The organism is Streptomyces sp. Ag109_O5-10 (assembly GCF_900105755.1).
Taxonomy (GTDB): Bacteria; Actinomycetota; Actinomycetes; order Streptomycetales; family Streptomycetaceae; genus Streptomyces.
In genome coordinates, this window is sequence record NZ_FNTQ01000001.1 from 5,899,232 (window position 1) to 5,914,568 (window position 15,337).

13 protein-coding genes and 2 tRNA genes are annotated in these 15,337 nt (G+C 71.3%); 10 read left to right on the forward strand and 5 right to left on the reverse strand.

What is annotated here, in order from left to right:
- Window positions 1–41 precede the first annotated feature (41 nt).
- From BLW82_RS27010 to BLW82_RS27030, 5 genes are all read left to right on the forward strand, one after another.
- The gene (locus BLW82_RS27010) at window positions 42–821 is read left to right on the forward strand and encodes an HAD-IIA family hydrolase (RefSeq protein ID WP_093502562.1); all 780 of its coding nucleotides are present in this window, start codon (window positions 42–44) and stop codon (window positions 819–821) included.
- A gap of 190 nt (window positions 822–1,011) precedes the next feature.
- Window positions 1,012–1,554 carry a hypothetical protein gene (locus BLW82_RS27015; RefSeq protein ID WP_093502564.1) on the forward strand — a complete coding sequence of 181 codons (543 nt, stop codon included), beginning with the start codon at window positions 1,012–1,014 and terminating at the stop codon, window positions 1,552–1,554.
- A gap of 11 nt (window positions 1,555–1,565) precedes the next feature.
- Entirely contained in the window at window positions 1,566–2,237 is a 672-nt protein-coding gene (locus BLW82_RS27020) for a class F sortase (RefSeq protein ID WP_093502566.1), read from the forward strand.
- A 99-nt stretch (window positions 2,238–2,336) separates the two neighbouring features.
- The gene (locus tag BLW82_RS27025) at window positions 2,337–2,645 is read left to right on the forward strand and encodes a hypothetical protein (RefSeq protein WP_093502568.1); all 309 of its coding nucleotides are present in this window, start codon (window positions 2,337–2,339) and stop codon (window positions 2,643–2,645) included.
- Between the two features lie 324 nt (window positions 2,646–2,969).
- Window positions 2,970–3,998: a glycoside hydrolase family 6 protein gene (locus tag BLW82_RS27030; RefSeq protein WP_093502570.1), complete on the forward strand. Its 1,029-nt coding sequence runs from the start codon at window positions 2,970–2,972 to the stop codon at window positions 3,996–3,998.
- Window positions 3,999–4,063: 65 nt separating this feature from the next.
- On the opposite strand, the gene BLW82_RS27035 is transcribed toward BLW82_RS27030, so the two are convergent.
- The 3 genes from BLW82_RS27035 to BLW82_RS27045 all read right to left on the reverse strand — a co-directional run bounded on the left by BLW82_RS27035 (window position 4,064) and on the right by BLW82_RS27045 (window position 8,503).
- Window positions 4,064–6,001: a radical copper oxidase GlxA gene (locus BLW82_RS27035; RefSeq protein ID WP_093502572.1), complete on the reverse strand. Its 1,938-nt coding sequence runs from the start codon at window positions 5,999–6,001 to the stop codon at window positions 4,064–4,066.
- The gene (locus tag BLW82_RS27040; RefSeq protein WP_093502574.1) at window positions 5,998–7,956 is read right to left on the reverse strand and encodes a glycosyltransferase family 2 protein; all 1,959 of its coding nucleotides are present in this window, start codon (window positions 7,954–7,956) and stop codon (window positions 5,998–6,000) included. The genes BLW82_RS27035 and BLW82_RS27040 overlap by 4 nt, the downstream gene beginning before the upstream one ends.
- Window positions 7,957–8,429: 473 nt before the next feature.
- A tRNA-Lys gene (locus BLW82_RS27045) sits at window positions 8,430–8,503 on the reverse strand.
- Between the two features lie 186 nt (window positions 8,504–8,689).
- Here BLW82_RS27045 and BLW82_RS27050 point away from each other — a divergent pair.
- The 5 genes from BLW82_RS27050 (at window position 8,690) to BLW82_RS27070 (ending at window position 14,288) form a co-directional block, all read left to right on the forward strand.
- Window positions 8,690–9,985 (forward strand): peptidoglycan-binding protein, encoded by a 1,296-nt coding sequence (locus BLW82_RS27050; protein WP_093502576.1) that lies wholly within the window; start codon window positions 8,690–8,692, stop codon window positions 9,983–9,985.
- A gap of 74 nt (window positions 9,986–10,059) precedes the next feature.
- Complete coding sequence (locus BLW82_RS27055; RefSeq protein ID WP_093502578.1) at window positions 10,060–11,190, forward strand: SPFH domain-containing protein; 1,131 nt, start codon at window positions 10,060–10,062, stop codon at window positions 11,188–11,190.
- 127 nt (window positions 11,191–11,317) lie between these two features.
- The gene (locus BLW82_RS27060) at window positions 11,318–11,923 is read left to right on the forward strand and encodes a lytic polysaccharide monooxygenase auxiliary activity family 9 protein (protein WP_093502580.1); all 606 of its coding nucleotides are present in this window, start codon (window positions 11,318–11,320) and stop codon (window positions 11,921–11,923) included.
- 130 nt (window positions 11,924–12,053) lie between these two features.
- Window positions 12,054–12,527, forward strand: a complete 474-nt coding sequence (locus tag BLW82_RS27065) for a DUF3592 domain-containing protein (protein WP_371131415.1) — start codon at window positions 12,054–12,056, stop codon at window positions 12,525–12,527.
- A 105-nt stretch (window positions 12,528–12,632) separates the two neighbouring features.
- Complete coding sequence (locus BLW82_RS27070) at window positions 12,633–14,288, forward strand: long-chain-fatty-acid--CoA ligase (RefSeq protein WP_256215968.1); 1,656 nt, start codon at window positions 12,633–12,635, stop codon at window positions 14,286–14,288.
- On the opposite strand, the gene BLW82_RS27075 is transcribed toward BLW82_RS27070, so the two are convergent.
- Together BLW82_RS27075 and BLW82_RS27080 are read right to left on the reverse strand one after the other, a co-directional pair.
- Window positions 14,254–14,327, reverse strand: a tRNA-Lys gene (locus tag BLW82_RS27075). The two genes, BLW82_RS27070 and BLW82_RS27075, sit on opposite strands and share 35 nt — an antisense overlap.
- Window positions 14,328–14,435: 108 nt before the next feature.
- A complete protein-coding gene (locus BLW82_RS27080; protein ID WP_177233080.1) occupies window positions 14,436–15,194 on the reverse strand; it encodes an IclR family transcriptional regulator in 759 nt (252 codons plus the stop codon).
- Between the last annotated feature and the right edge of the window lie 143 nt (window positions 15,195–15,337).

Genomic DNA, 15,337 nt, shown 5'->3' on the forward strand with positions numbered 1-15,337 from the left:
CCGGCGCCCCAAACGCACCCGCACGCCTGGAGACGCACCACATGGCAGAGCGCAAGCCCATCGAGTCGTGGCTCACCGACATGGACGGGGTCCTCATCCACGAGGGGGTTCCGATCCCCGGAGCGGACGCCTTCCTCAAGAAGCTGCGGGAGTCCGGACGGCCGTTCCTGGTGCTCACCAACAACTCCATCTACACCGCCCGTGACCTGCACGCACGGCTGCGCCGGATGGGACTCGACGTGCCGGTGGAGAACATCTGGACCTCGGCGCTGGCCACCGCCCAGTTCCTGGACGACCAGCGGCCCGGCGGCAGCGCCTACGTCATCGGCGAGGCCGGGCTGACCACCGCCCTGCACGACATCGGGTACATCCTCACCGACCACGAGCCCGACTTCGTCATCCTCGGCGAGACCCGCACCTACTCCTTCGAGGCGCTGACCAAGGCCGTGCGGCTGATCAACGGCGGCGCCCGGTTCATCGCCACCAACCCCGACAACGTCGGCCCGTCCGTGGAGGGCGACCTGCCCGCCACCGGCTCGGTCGCCGCGCTGATCACCGCCGCGACCGGCAAGAAGCCGTACTTCGTCGGCAAGCCCAACCCGCTGATGATGCGGGCCGGCCTGAACGCGCTCGGCGCCCACTCGGAGACCTCGGCGATGATCGGCGACCGCATGGACACCGACGTCCTCGCGGGCCTGGAGGCCGGGATGCGCACCTTCCTGGTGCTGTCCGGCGTCACCCAGCCGGACGAGGTCGACCGCTACCCGTTCCGGCCATCCGAGGTCGTGGACTCGATCGCGGACCTCGTCGACCGGATCTGAACCGACTCCGGATCACTCCGGATCACTCCGGATCACTCCGGATCACTCCGGATCGCTCCTGATCGACTCCGAACACGGCTGCGACCGTCGGGCACCAAACCTGAGACCACCCGTACGGAGCAACAAGGCGCCCCCAGAGGATGCGGGGGCGCCCCGTGCGGGGGAGCCTCCAGATATCTGGAGGTTCACGATGGGCTCAATTCCCCTCACTTTCTGTACCGGACTCCTGGTCTGCGCCGCCGGTCTCGCCCCGGCGGCGGCCCTCGCGGCGGACGGCCAGGGCGTCACCGTGACCCCTGCTTCCCCGTCCGCCGGATCCGTGGTGGCGCTGCGGGCGAGCGGCTGCTCCGGTACGACCGGCACCGCCGCCTCGACGGCCTTCGTCACGGACGTCCACCTGGCCGGTACCGGCGGTGACCTGACCGGCCAGGCCCAGGTCCGCTCCACGGCCGGCGCCGGCAACTACACCGTGCAGGTCACCTGCGGCGGCTCCGCCGTCACCGGCAGCGTCACCGTCGTACGGCAGTCCCAGCCGGACACGCCCGGCGTGGTGCCCGCCTCGCCGTTCGCGCCCGTGCACGCGGGCGGCGGCGGCACGGCTCCGCTCGCCTCGGTGGATGTCCGCTCGGCCGGTCCGGACACCGCGCAGGCGGTCACCGGCCTGCTCCTGGCCGCGGTCGCCGCGGTCGCCGTCGGACTGCTGGGCGCCCGTCGCCGGCACGGCTCGCGCTGAGGACGGGAGCGATGTCCGACGACACCGAACGTTCCCCCGGCACCGGACGGCTGCTGACCGGGGTGGCCTGGGCGGTCCTGCTGCTCGGGCTCTGGCTGTGGGGCCGGGGTGTGACCGAGATACCCGACGGCATGACGGGGCCCACCACGGGTGACGTGGCCGCCGTCGGCCGCCCTCCCTCGGACCCCGAACTCCCGCCCGCCGCCAAACCGTTGACCCCGTCCGTGCCCCAGCGCGTCGACATACCGGACCTGGGCGTGCAGGCCCCCGTGGTCGCCCGCGGCCTCGACGGGGACGGCGGGGTCGACCCGCCCCCCTTCGACCAGCCCGGCGTGGTCGGCTGGTACGGCTCCGGGACCGACCCCGGCGCGGCCGGCACCGCGGTCCTGGTCGGGCACGTCGACACCGAGACCCGGCCCGCCGTCTTCTACAAGATCAGCGCGATGCGCCCCGGCGAGACGATCCGCGTGGTCCGCGCCGACAACACGGTCGCCGAGTTCACCGTCGACGACGTCCGGGTGCTGCCCCGCGACCACTTCGACGCCCAGCAGGCCTACGGCCCGCGCGAGTCGGGCCGCGCCGAGCTCCGCCTGATCACCTGCGGCGGCACCTTCGACCGGACGACGCACAGCTACACGGCGAACGTGGTCGTCTCGGCGTACCTGACGGGCACCGGGCCGTAGCACGCGCGGCGGTGCCCCGAACTCCCTGACAAACCTTGGCCTCCCGGGGGTGTCTGAAGGGTGGCGGGGCGAGAGGCGCCCCGTGGGGAGGGGCGCGGAATGACCAACCGTCAGTGCAAGGCGGGGGCGGTGCCGGCCGCCTTCGCGGCCGCCGTGGCCGCATGGCTGCCCGCCACGTCCGCACAGGCCGCGGACGGGCCGGTGGTGCACATCTTCGTGGTGAACGACAGCATCGGGGTACCGGTGCCGACCCAGGATCCGCCGCAGATCAGCTGGGGCCTGGACAACGACGGGCCGGGCGCCGCGAAGGACAACACCGCCGACATGGCCGCGGGCGGCGACACGGCCGCGGGCGCGCTGCAGCTCGGTGGCGGTCTGGTGTTCGTCGTCAGGCGCCGGAAGGCCTGACCGCCTGCTCGTCCGCACCTGTCGCCCGGTCGACGGCCCGCTCCCCTGAGACCGCCGACCGGGCCGGTCCTCGACCGCGCGCGCTCGGGTTGCGGGAGTAACCCGGCGTCAGGCGCGGGAGGCTGGGAAGGCGAACCGGTGTCCGGGCCGCCCGCAAGCGACTCTAGAGGGCAACCGGCACCGGAGCCTAGGTTCGCGCCCGCCGAGCCTGTCAACGGGGGCTGTAACAGCTCACCGACAAGGGCCGGACGATCTCGTGGCGAGTGCGGCGGGTATGTCACGATTAGACCCTGGTCAAGTGCACCCACCCAGGGGGGGAATTGGATGTACGACAGCAGGGGGGCCCGCTCGGCGGCCCGGGCCGGGGCTCTGGGGGCGGCGCTGCTGCTCGCCGGCTGCTCCTCGGGCGGCGGCTCGGGCGGGGACGGGCCGGCCGCGAGCCCGCGGGCGGCGATCACCCAACAGCCCAAGGAGGCCGACCCGTTCTGGGTGAACCCGGACTCCAACGCGGCCCGCCAGGTGAAGGCCTACGCGCAGGCCGGCAAGGACGGCGACGCCGAGCAGATCCGCAAGATAGCGGCACAGCCGACCGGCGAGTGGATCGGCCCGGAGAACCCGGAGCAGGAGGCGCGCGGCTTCACCGAGGCCGCCCAGAAGTCCGACCGCACGGCCCTCCTGGTCCTCTACGACATCCCGCACCGTGACTGCGGCCAGTACAGCCAGGGCGGCGCGGCCGACGGCGACGCGTACCGGGCGTGGATCGCCGGGGTCGCGAACGGCATCCAGGACCGCCCGGCCACCGTCGTCCTGGAACCGGACGCGGTACTGCACCTCGTCGACGGCTGCACCCCGGCCCGGTTCGCCGAGGAGCGCTACGACCTCCTGCGCGGCGCGATCACGAAACTCAAGTCCCTGAAGAACACCAAGGTCTACCTGGACGCGGGCAACGCCGGCTGGGGCCACCCCGACCAGATCTACCAGTCCCTCCAGCAGGCCGGCATCGCCCAGGCGGACGGCTTCGCCGTCAACGTCTCCAACTTCTACTCCACCCAGGACTCCGTCACCTACGGCAAGCAACTCTCCGCGAAGGTCGGCGACAAACACTTCGTCATCGACACCAGCAGGAACGGCAACGGCCCGTACGCGGGCGGCGATCCGGAGGAGCGCTGGTGCAACCCGCCAGGGCGGGCGCTGGGGGAGACGCCCACCACGAAGACGGCGGACCCCCTGGTGGACGCCTACCTGTGGGTCAAGCGCCCCGGCGAGTCCGACGGCACCTGCAAGGGCGGCCCCCAGGCAGGCGACTGGTGGCCCACCTACGCCTTGAAACTGGCGCAAGCCTCACACACCTAGGGGTGCGGGAAACCGCGCGACCGGCCACAGCGCTCCCGCACCCGAGAACCGCACACGCGGGAGCGCTACGGCACCTTCACCCACTGCGCCACGCTCGGCGTCCCCTGATCGTCGTCCACGAAAATCATGTACCACCCCGAAGGAACCAGATTCCGGTTCTCCGGCACCGTCACCGTGATCCGGTCGCCCGACGTCTTGAAGCCGAGGGCCACCGAGCGCTGATCCACGTCGGTCACATGGGTGGTCGCACTCGGCCGGATCAACCGCACCTTCCTGATCGTCGACGCGTGCCGCGAGGTGAACGTGCCCGTCCCGCCCCGCGCGATGGTCTGCGGGCCGCCGCTCAGGGACGGCCGGGAGTCGCGGTACAGGTACGGCGGGGTGTAGATCTCGATCCGCTGCTCGAACACCCCCGGCTTGGTGTCCGCCCTGTCCGCGAAGAGCGGGTTGGAGCCGAAGAACATGACCCGGCCGTCGGGAAGAAGGATCGAGCCGGAGTGGTAGTCGCGGCCCACGAGCGGGTCGGCCACCCTCCGGAAGGAGCTGGTCGCGGTGTCGTAGATCCGCGCCTGCCTGATGTCGGAGGCGCCGCGGCCCCGGTAGTCCTCGGAGCCGCCCGACACCAGCACGGAGTCGTCGGGCAGCACGGAGATCTGCGGGTACCGCGTCCCCTTCTCCAGTGAGGGGCCGTCCACGAACTTCGGGTCGGGGTCCTTGAGGTCGATCAGCCGCGTCCTGTTCGTCGACAGGCTGGACTCGCCGACCCCGCCGCCCCCGACCACCATGTACTTCTCGTCCTGCGCCGGGGGCAGCAGCACCGTCCCGGACGTCTCCAGCATGTTCGGGTCGCTGAGCCCGGACAGCCTGGTGAACTCGTTGGTGTCGACGTCCCAGATGCCCGGGTCCCGGCCGACGTCGTCCGGACCGTATCCGGCGTTGGAGCCCGAGTAGAAGAGCTTGCCGTTCTGGAGCAGGAACAGTGCCGGATAGGTGGGGAACTGGCGCTTGTACTTCGTGTACGTCCAGGTCTTCGTCTTCGGGTCGAAGACCTCGTTCTTGCCGGGCACCAGCTGCCCGATGTCGTCGAGGCCGGAGACGCTGAGGATCTTCCCGTCGGACAGGGTCGTGAGCGTCGGGTACCAGCGTGCCTCGTTCATCGGGTCGACCTTGATGTACTTCTCGGCGACCGGGTCGAACTCGTAGGCGTTCTTGATGCCCTCGAAGTCCCGCTTGTCCATGCCGAGTTTGTTGGCGATGCCGTAGGTGTTGCGGGCGTCGGCGCCGGTCAGTCCCTGGATGCGGTAGTTGTCCTGGGTGCCGGTCTCGTATCCGGTGCCCTGCTTGGGCGCCTCCACGACGACCCGGGCGTAGCCGGGGTTGTTCCGCAGGAACCTGCCGGTCTTCTTGTCGAAGACCTTCGTCGCGCGCGGGATCAGCGCCGAGTCGTCGGAGACGAACGTCTTGCCGTTCTGCTTGCCGGTGAACCGGGTGCCCTTGGGCAGGGTCATCGGTTTGTCCGGGTTCTCGTTGTAGAGGATCATGACGCCGCCGGCCTTCTTGACGTCGCCCTTGAGCTTCTCGTACTGCTTGGTGCCGCCCGCGATCAGGATGTTGCCGTCGGCGAGCTGGGTGTGGCCGGTGCAGAACAGGTCGGCCGGGGTGGGCACCTTCTTGATCGTGCCCTTGACCGGGTCCCAGATCCGGCTGTCGTAGATCTTCGCGTCGAAGTTGTCCTGGTTGTTGCCCGAGCCCGCGACGAGCAGCACCTTCCCGGTGTGCAGGAGCACCGCGTGGATGGTGTCCTGGCGGTACTCCTTCGGGAACTCGATGACGTCCCAGTGGCCGTTCGCGGCCTTGTACTCCGCTCTGTTGATCTTGTACTGGTGGTACCGGTCGGCCCCGAAGCGGTACAGCCAGGGCCCGTTCATCCCGGCCAGGGCGAGGACGACCACCGTACTGATCGCGAGCCGACGGGCCCGGCGACGGCCGGCGCTGTCGTTCATTCCTCACGACCTCCCAGTCCGCCGAGCGCGATCCGCAGGGTCTGTTCCGCTGGGGTGCCGGCGGGCGGCGTCCAGGTCGGCCGCTGCTGCGGTGCGTGTCCCGCGGGCAGGTATCCCGCCGGTACCGCGTCCTCGGGTTCGGGCACCGTCCCCGGCGCCCCGCGTTCCTTCCGCAGCGTGTACTGCCAGGCGAAGATCGGGGCGGCCGTGATCAGCAGCGCCAGCGTGGCCCAGGTGATCATCGCGGGCTGCGAGTGGCCCTCGACGAAGCCGGCGGCGAGCGAGCCGCCGAAGACCAGGATGAAGAACCAGTGGATGCGGAAGGTCCCGAAGAGGGTGTCGGGACTGGCCGACTCGCCCTTCGGCGTGACCACGAACCTGCTCTTGCGGCGCAGCACGGCGTCCATGAGGGACCGGGCGTAGACGGGTGCGGACAGCGCCGACATCACCATGCCGGCGACCCCGCCGGAGCCCTCCGGCTCGTGCGGGGAGACGTTGTGCCGTCGGTTCCAGATGTACAGGCCGATCTGGAGCGCGGAGGCGTTGCCGTAGAGCATCAGCCACACGGCGGGGTCGATGTTCACGCCCGAGGCGCCCAGGCCCAGGAACAGCGCGCAGCTCAGCGCCGCCAGGATCCAGTTGAGGGCCGACATCGGGTAGAAGATGATCATCATGGTGTAGTTGAAGAGCTTGCCGGGACCCAGGCTGAACAGGCCCTTCCAGTACTGCTTGAGGATCGTCTCGTACGTGCCCCGGGACCAGCGGAGCTGCTGGGTGAAGAAGTCGGTCCAGGCGTTCGGGCCCTCGCCGACCGCGAGCACGTCCGGGGTGTAGACCGAGCGCCACTTGCGGCCGGTCGCCGGGTTCTTCGCGCGGTGCATCTCGAAGCCGGTGGCCATGTCCTCGGTGATCGAGTCGTACAGCCCGCCGATCTGCCGGAGCGCCCTGATCCGTACGGCGTTGGAGGTGCCGACGAACATGGGGGCGCCGTAGCGGTTGCCGGCGCGCTGGATCAGGGCGTGGAAGAGGAACTGCTGGGACTCGGCGGCCTTGGTGACGAACGTGTCGTAGTTGCCGTAGACCTGCGGGCCGATGACGAAGCCGACGTCCGGGTCGCGGAAGTAACCCAGCATCCGTTCCAGGTAGTTGGGGAGCGGGACGTGGTCGGTGTCGACGGAGGCGAAGAAGTCGTACTCGTCGCCGTGCGCCTCCAGCCAGGCGTTGTAGTTGCCGTGCTTGGTCTTCGCGCGGTGCGGGCCGGCCGGCTGGTTCCACTTCGCGACCCCCTTGCGGGTGAAGTGGTGCACGCCCAGGCGCGCGCAGACCTCCTTCACCTCCGGGTCGTCGCCCTCGTCGAGCAGCCACACGTGCAGCAGGCCCCGGTGGCGCAGCCGGACCGCCGCCTGAAGGGTGCGGGTGACCATGTCGAGGGGTTCCTTGCCGGGCACGAACGTGGTGATGAAGGCGACCCGGGTGCCGGTCTCCGGGACCACCGGGACCGGGTCGCGGGCGACCAGGGTGGCGTGCGCGTTGGACAGCACGTTCATGCAGCGGAAGAACTCGATCAGGCCGATCGACACCAGCATCACGATGTCGAGGGACGGCAGGAAGTCGTACGCCGGGTAGTCCCGCTGGGTCCAGTGCTGGGGCTGCAGCAGCCAGGCCAGCAGGACCAGCGAGAGCAGCGGGGCGGCGCCCAGCATCAGCGCGGCGCGGACGCGGTGCGGCTCCTGGGAGAGCAGTGAGCGGTACTGCACGGTGTACGGCCGGGTCGGATCGGGCTGGGTGAGGGGGCCCGCGAGCCGGCTGTAGTGCTCGTAGTCGTATCTGGGCAGGGTCTTCTTGATGTGGCCCAGGGCGCCGGCGGCGGTGCGGTGCGCGGGCACCCGGAGCTGTGCGGTCTGTGACGGGTCGTAGTCCTGTTCCTGCCGGGCGCCCATCGGCGTCGACGTCATGAGTCATCCCCCCACACGCAGGTCAGCGCGTGTTTCATCGGTGCTGGAGCCCGCTCGGATCCCCCTCGACCCTGCCGGGCGCGTCAAAGGCGGGGCACAGTCGTCCCACGGATGATGGACACGGACCGTGACCGTCCGGTTGCCTGGTGCCCCCCTCGGCACCGATTCATGACCGGGGCCCCTCAACCCCGCAGATCTGGCAACCGGCTACCTACCCCCCAAGTGCCGCGAAACACCGGCACTTTGGACAACCAGGGTTCTACGGCGCTCAGCATGATCGCAAGGGCGAAACGCCGTGTTTACCGGGCATACGCGTTCATTGTGGAGCGTGTGGGGGTTGTGTGGACCGGGTGTGTCGGTTGTTGACATAAAGGGACAAGAGGCGGCAAGAGAGGTCGAAAGCGGCCTCGCGTGTCCGGCGGGGTGTACGCCGAAAGGCCCCCCGCTGATGCGGAGGGCCTTCCCGGTGTCTGTGCGCCGCCAGGGACTCGAACCCCGGACCCGCTGATTAAGAGTCAGCTGCTCTAACCAACTGAGCTAGCGGCGCCTGCTGACACCGAGAACTCTACCCGACCGGAAACCGTGCTCCTGACCATCGGCCACCAGGGCGACCCCCGTCCGCCCTCTGCCGTACATCATTCGGACCGTCAGCATGCGCACCGGGGGCTCAGTTGGGAAACTGATCAACGTGTACAGTCCCGGACATATCAACATGAAGTGTGAGGGGAATCGCATGCCGGCCCCGGTCTTCCAGGAATTCGACCCCACGACCACCTGCGAATGCCCCGGCTGCGTCCACTGGCGGCGGGTGAGCCCCTCCCCGCTGCCCGGCCGCTTCGGCGGGCACCCGGCGGCCCGCGGCGTCCTGGTCGTGGCCGCCGCCGCGTCCGCCGCCCTCGCCGCGGGCGCACCCACCGCCGCCGCCCACGGCACCCCGCCCGCCCCGCACCGGTCCGCCGCTCCCGCGGACCCCGAGCCCCAGACCCCGCAGGGCGCCAGATCCCCCCTGCACGGGCCGCACGGAAAGCCCGCCAAGGGTCCCGTCACCACGCCCCCCATCACCCGCACGCAGATCATCAACCGGGCCAAGACCTGGGTCACCGCCAAGGTGCCGTACAGCATGTCCCTCTACTGGACGGACGGATACCGGCAGGACTGCTCCGGCTACGTCTCCATGGCCTGGGGGCTGACCGGCAACGAGTGGACCGGGAGCCTCGACCAGTTCGGCACGAAGACCACCAAGGAGGAGCTCCAGCCCGGCGACATCCTGCTCTTCCACAACCCGGACGACCCCGAGAAGGGCTCCCACGTCGTGATCTTCGGGGGCTGGACGGACTACACGCACACCTCCTACACGGTGTACGAGCAGACGCCCCCGCACGCCCGCAGCCAGCCCACCCCCTACGCCTACTGGAGCAATTCCTCCAAGTACGTCCCCTACCGCTACAAGGGCCTGATCGCGGACCCGGCCACCCCCGGTGCCCAGGCCGCGAAGACGTCGGTGGCGTTCCCGGGCGCCGCCTACTTCGGGCCCGGCGCCCACAACAAGTACGTCACCCTCCTCGGGCAGCTGCTGGTCGCCCGGGGGGCCCACTACCCCAAGGGCCCGGGGCCGGACTGGGGCCCGGCCGACCAGCGGGCCACCCGGGCGTTCCAGCAGGCCCAGGGCTGGACCGGCGCCGCCGCCGACGGCCTGCCGGGACCGCGCACCTGGGAACTCCTCGCCACCGGCAGGGGGAAGGACATCAAGTCCGCCACCGCGGCCCCGGCCGCCCCCGCCTCGCACGGGGTCCCGGGCTACCCGGGCAAGAACTTCTTCCGCCCGGGTGCGGCCAACGACCATGTCGCCCAACTCGGCAGGCGGCTGGTCGAGAAGGGGTACGGCCGGTTCTACCCGAACGGCCCGCATGCCGCCTGGGGCGAGGCGGACCGCAGGGCCGTCGAGGCGTTCCAGCGCGCCCAGGGCTGGCGCGGCGGCGCGGCCGACGGCTACCCGGGGCCGGAGACCTGGCGCCGCCTGTTCCTGTGACGACCCCGACTGCGACCCCCTGAGGACCACCCCAGGAACACCTGAGGCATCTGGCGCGGAGGCTGGAGGCAGGCATGAGTACGACCACCGAACACACTCCCGATTCGGACGGGCCCCCGGACGGGGGGCCGCCCACCCGCCCGACCCCCCGGCTCATCCAGAACGAGATCACCACCGAGATCCCCGTCCACCTGCTGTTCCGCGACGACCCCGACCCGGTCGCGGTACCGCTGCGGCCCGCCGTGGTCGCCCGTCGGCAGGGCACCGGCGAACAGCCCCGGCTGCGCCGCCCGCTCCCGGCCAAGCCCCGGCCGGTCGCCGCCGTCGACCCGGACCTGGTGGAGCGTCCGGCCCGGGTGCTGCCGGGCGCGGCCGGCGTGTGCGCCGGGCTCGCCGGAGTGGCCGGGGGGCTCGCCACCTCCTGGTGGGCGGGGGCGTTGCCGACGCTCGCGGCGCACGCGCTGCACCTGCCGGCGTACGGGGGCGCGGGACTCGGCCCGGCGCAGTGGGCGGCGTACGCCGGGGCCGGTGCGCTCGGCGTGACCGGCTTCGCCGGGCTCGCCCGCGGGACGACCGGTCGGGCCTGGGTGCTCGGCCTGTTCGGCCGCTACCGGGGGACGGTGCGGCGCACCGGCCTGCTCTGGGTCAACCCGCTGCTGCTGCGCCGCCGGGTGGACGTCCGGCTGCGGCACTGGCGCAGCGAGGAGATGCCGGCGGCGGACGGCAACGGGGTCGCGCTCAGGGTCGTCGTCCTGGTGGTGTGGCGGGTGCGGGACACCGCGCGGGCCGTGCTCGGCGTCGAGGACCACGAGACGTATCTGCGCGAGTGCGTGGAGGCCGCGCTGGCCCGGGTGCCGGTGGAGCCGCCGGGTGCCGCCAGGGGCTCGGTGGAGATGGCCACGGACGCGCTGACCCGGCTGGTCTCGGCGGACGCGGCGGGCATCGGCCTGGAGGTGTTCGCCGTGCAGCCGGTCCGGGTGGAGTACGCCCCGGAGGTCGCCGGGGCCATGCAGCGGCGCCGGATCGCCGCGCTCGACGCCCGGCAGCGGGCCACCATGCTCACCTCGGTCGTGGACTCGGTCGAGGACACGGTGACCCGGCTGACCATGCGCGGTCTCGTCGAACTCGACGACTACGAGCGCAAGGTGCTGGTGCGGGACCTGACGGTGGCGTTCTGTTCGGGGCGCACGGAGCCCGTGCCGTAAGGGGGACGGGCGCCGGCACAGGCACCCCTTTTGGTATGGACATGTTCAACAAGCGGCAATAATCTGAGACTTGGTCTAGACCTGCACGGCTCACCGAACCTCCCCCACGTTCTCCAGGAGCGGAAGCATGCGTAAACGGACCAAGATCTCGGCCGTCGTGCTCGGCGTGGCGACCGCCGGAGCCTTCGCACTCTCCACCGGCGGCGCCAGCGGGCACGGCTACACCGACCTCCCCATCAGCCGGCAGAAGCTCTGTGCCAACGGCACCGTGACCAACTGCGGCGACATCCAGTACGAGCCGCAGAGCGTCGAGGGCCCGAAGGGCTTCCCGGCGGCCGGTCCCGCCGACGGCCAGATCTGCAACGGCGGGGTGAGCAGGTTCGCCCAGCTCAGCTCGCCGACCGCGCCGTCGGGTGGCGCCTGGCCGACGACGAGGGTGACGGGCGGGCAGACGTACACGTTCCGCTGGCAGTTCACGGCGATGCACGCCACGACCGACTTCAAGTACTACGTCACCAAGCAGGGCTGGAACCAGAACCACGCCCTCGCCCGTTCGGACCTCAACACCACCCCGTTCCTCACCGTCCCCTACAACGGCCAGCGCCCGCCGGCCACCCTCAGCCACAGCGGCACCCTGCCGTCGGGGCTGAGCGGTCACCACGTGATCCTGGCGGTCTGGACGATCGCCGACACGGGCAACGCGTTCTACGCCTGCTCGGACGTCACGTTCTGACCCGCGCAGTTCGACAAGCGGGTAACACCCGGCTGATCTGAGCTTCGCTTGAGGACCCGCCGCGGGCCGCGGGGGTACGTTCCCGCCACACCGGTCGATCGGACCGGTGTTCGGAGGCGGGGGGACTCTCATGGGCCTGTTGGAAGCGTTCTTCTACATCATTCCCGGCATCTTCGTCGTCGTCGGGGTAGTCGGGTTGGTCAAGACGCTGCGGCGGTCGAGCGAGGTCAGCCGGACGTGGCGTCACGGGCGTACCGCCGAGGCGCGCTGTCTGCGGTCGTACACGAGGACCAGCGGCGGTGGCGGGGACACGTCCGTGACGACCACGCTGCACCACGTCTACGAGTTCACCACGGCCGACGGGCGGGTCGTCCGCTTCGACGAGGCGAGCGGGCGGTCGACCGTGGTCGAGGGCGACTTCGTGACGGTCTACTACCTGCCGGAGCACCCCGAGGGGGCGACGTCCCGGCCGCCCGCACAGGGGAAGCTGGCGGTGGGGACCGGGTGCTCGGTGGCGTTCCTCCTGGTGGTCATCGGGTTCGCGCTGGCCTTCATGGTCGGCGCGCACGTCGCCTTCTCGGCGGCGGACGGGTTTGCTCCGTGAGTGCCGGTGAGGCCGTGAGCCGCTGCGGGCCGGTGGGGGATGGTCGCGCGGTTCTCCGGCTTCCGGGGTACTGATCTGACGGAGTGTCAGTTAATCTGCTTCTCCATGGCCGTCGATGGGCACACCGTTGCCGAAGCCGTCGCCGCCCGGTGGGGGGACCACCGGCCGGGGCTGTGGTTCGAGGAGCAGGTGCTGACGCACCACGAAGTGGCCGCCGGGGCAGCTGCCCGGGCGGCGCTGCTCAAGGATCTGCTGCCCGCCGGCGCCGTGCCCCACGTCGGTGTCCTCCTCGACAACACCCCGGAGTTCCCGCTCTGGTTGGGGGCGGCCGCGCTCGCCGGGGCCGCTGTCGCCGGGGTGAATCCCACGCGGCGGGGGGCCGAGCTCGGCCGGGACATCCTGCACACCGAGTGCCCGGTGCTCGTCACCGAGCGGGCCCACCTGCCGCTGCTCGCCGGGCTCGAACTGCCCGGCGTCCGCCTCCTCGTCACCGACGGACCGGAGTACGGCGCTCTTCTCGCCCCCTACCTCGGCGCCCTTCCCGACGCCTCGCGGGCCGCCCCCGCCGACCGGATCCTGCTCTACTTCACGTCCGGTTCGACCGGCGCTCCGAAGGCCGCGCTCTGCTCGCAGGGGCGGCTCGCGGCGGCCGGGCACTCGCTGGCCGGGCAGTTCGGGGTCCGACCCGACGACGTGCACTACGTCTGCATGCCGATGTTCCACGGCAACGCCGTGATCGCCGACTGGGCGCCCGCGCTGGTCGCGGGCGCCGGGGTGGCGTTGCGGCGGCGGTTCTCGGCGTCCGGCTTCCTCTGCGACGTACGGCGGTACCGGGCCACCTACTTCACCTACGTCGGCCGGGCAGTGCAGTACGTACTCGCCACCGAGCCGCGCTCCGACGACCGGGACAACCCGCTGCGGCTCGGGTTCGGCACGGAGGCCGGGGCCGTGGACGCGGCGGCCTTCGAGGAGCGGTTCGGGGTACGGCTGGTCGAGGGGTACGGGTCCTCGGAGGGCGGGGCGGCGGTCCAGTGGTCGCCGGGGACGCCGGCCGGGGCGGTGGGACGGGCGGCGCCGGGGCTCGTCGTACTCGATCAGGAGTCGGGGGAGGAGTGCCCGCCCGCCGTCCTCGACTCCGGGGGAAGGCTGCTGAACGGGGAGGCGGCGATAGGGGAACTGGTGAACCGGGCGCCGAACCCGTTCGAGGGGTACTGGCGCAACCCCGAGGCGGAGGCGGAGCGGCGCCGGGGCGGCTGGTACTGGACCGGGGACCTATTCTACCGGGACGCGGCGGGATACCTGTACTTCGCCGGGCGCACCGACGACCGGATCCGGGTCGACGGGGAGAACCTGGCCGCCGCGGTGATCGAGAACATCGTGGCCCGGTACGAGGGCGCGGAGGCCGTGGCCGTGTACGGGGTGCCGGACCCGGTGACCGGGGACCAGGTGATGGCGACGATCGCCGGGCGGTTCGAGCCGCTGGACTTCGCCGAGTTCCTGCTGGCCCAGCCCGACCTGGGGACGAAGATGGCGCCCCGGTTCGTGCGGGTGGCGGAGCGGATGCCGGTGACGGCGACCAACAAGATCCAGCGGGCGACGCTGCGGAAGGAGGGCGTGCGGTGTGCCGACCCGGTGTGGTGGCGGCCACCGGGGGAGCGGACGTACCGCAGGCTGACCCCCGAGGACGCCGAAGGGCCCCTCGTCTCCACGAGAGGCCCTTCATCTGTGCGCCGCCAGGGACTCGAACCCCGGACCCGCTGATTAAGAGTCAGCTGCTCTAACCAACTGAGCTAGCGGCGCATGACTCACGCCGACCGCGCGAACCGTCTTTCGACGGCCTCTCGCGGCTGGCGACGAAGAAAATAGTACCTGGTCCGGCGGGGTGCTTCCGACCACCGCCGGACCGGCCTAGATCGCCAGCGAGAGCAGCAGCGGAGCGGCGCCGCGGTTCAGGGTGTCGGCGGCCTGGCGGAGCCGGTGGGCGTGCTCGACCGGCAGGGAGAGGGCCAGGCAGCCCACGGCCGAGCCGGCGGTGATCGGGACGGCCGCGCACACCGTGCCGATGGCGTACTCCTGGAGGTCCAGGACGGGGACCGTCGGCGGCTGTGCCTCCAGGCGGGAGAGCAGCAGCTTGTCGCTGGTGATGGTGCGCGAGGTGAGGCGGGCCATCTTGTGCCGGGAGAGGTGGTCGCGGCGGGCGTTGTGGTCGAGCTGGGTGAGCAGGCTCTTGCCGATCGCCGTGGCGTGCGCGGAGGAGCGGAAGTCCACCCACTCGTTGACCGCGGGGGTGGTCGGGCCGTCCGCGTACGGTCCGATCCGTACCTCGCCGTCGATGTACCGGCTGAGGTAGACGGCGGCGCCGACCGAGTCGCGCAGCCGGTCGAGGGTCTGCTGGAGCTGCTCGCCGAGAGCCTGCTCCCGCTCGTGCGCGGAGCCGAGCCGGCGCAGTGTCTCGCCGGTCACGTACGCGCCGTCGGCCACCTGCTCGACGTAGCCCTCGCGGCGCAGCATGCGCAGCAGCGCGGTCAGCCGCTCGGGGTCCAGGGCGGTCCGGCGGGCCAGTTCGGGGTCCGTGACGCCGGTGGCGTGCCCCGCCACCGTCTCCAGGACCCGGAGGGCGTCCTGGGCGGAGTGGTACGGGGCGGTCGGCTCGTGCATCAGCGCCACGGTGGTCCCCCTGCGCTCGCTTGGCGATACTGCTTCGGCTGCACTGCTTGGGCCGCGATCCGGACAGCGGATCCTCTCCACGATAACGGGCAAGCACGGGAAACGGAGGGGGTGTTGGCGAGATTCCGGCCCTCTCAACTGCG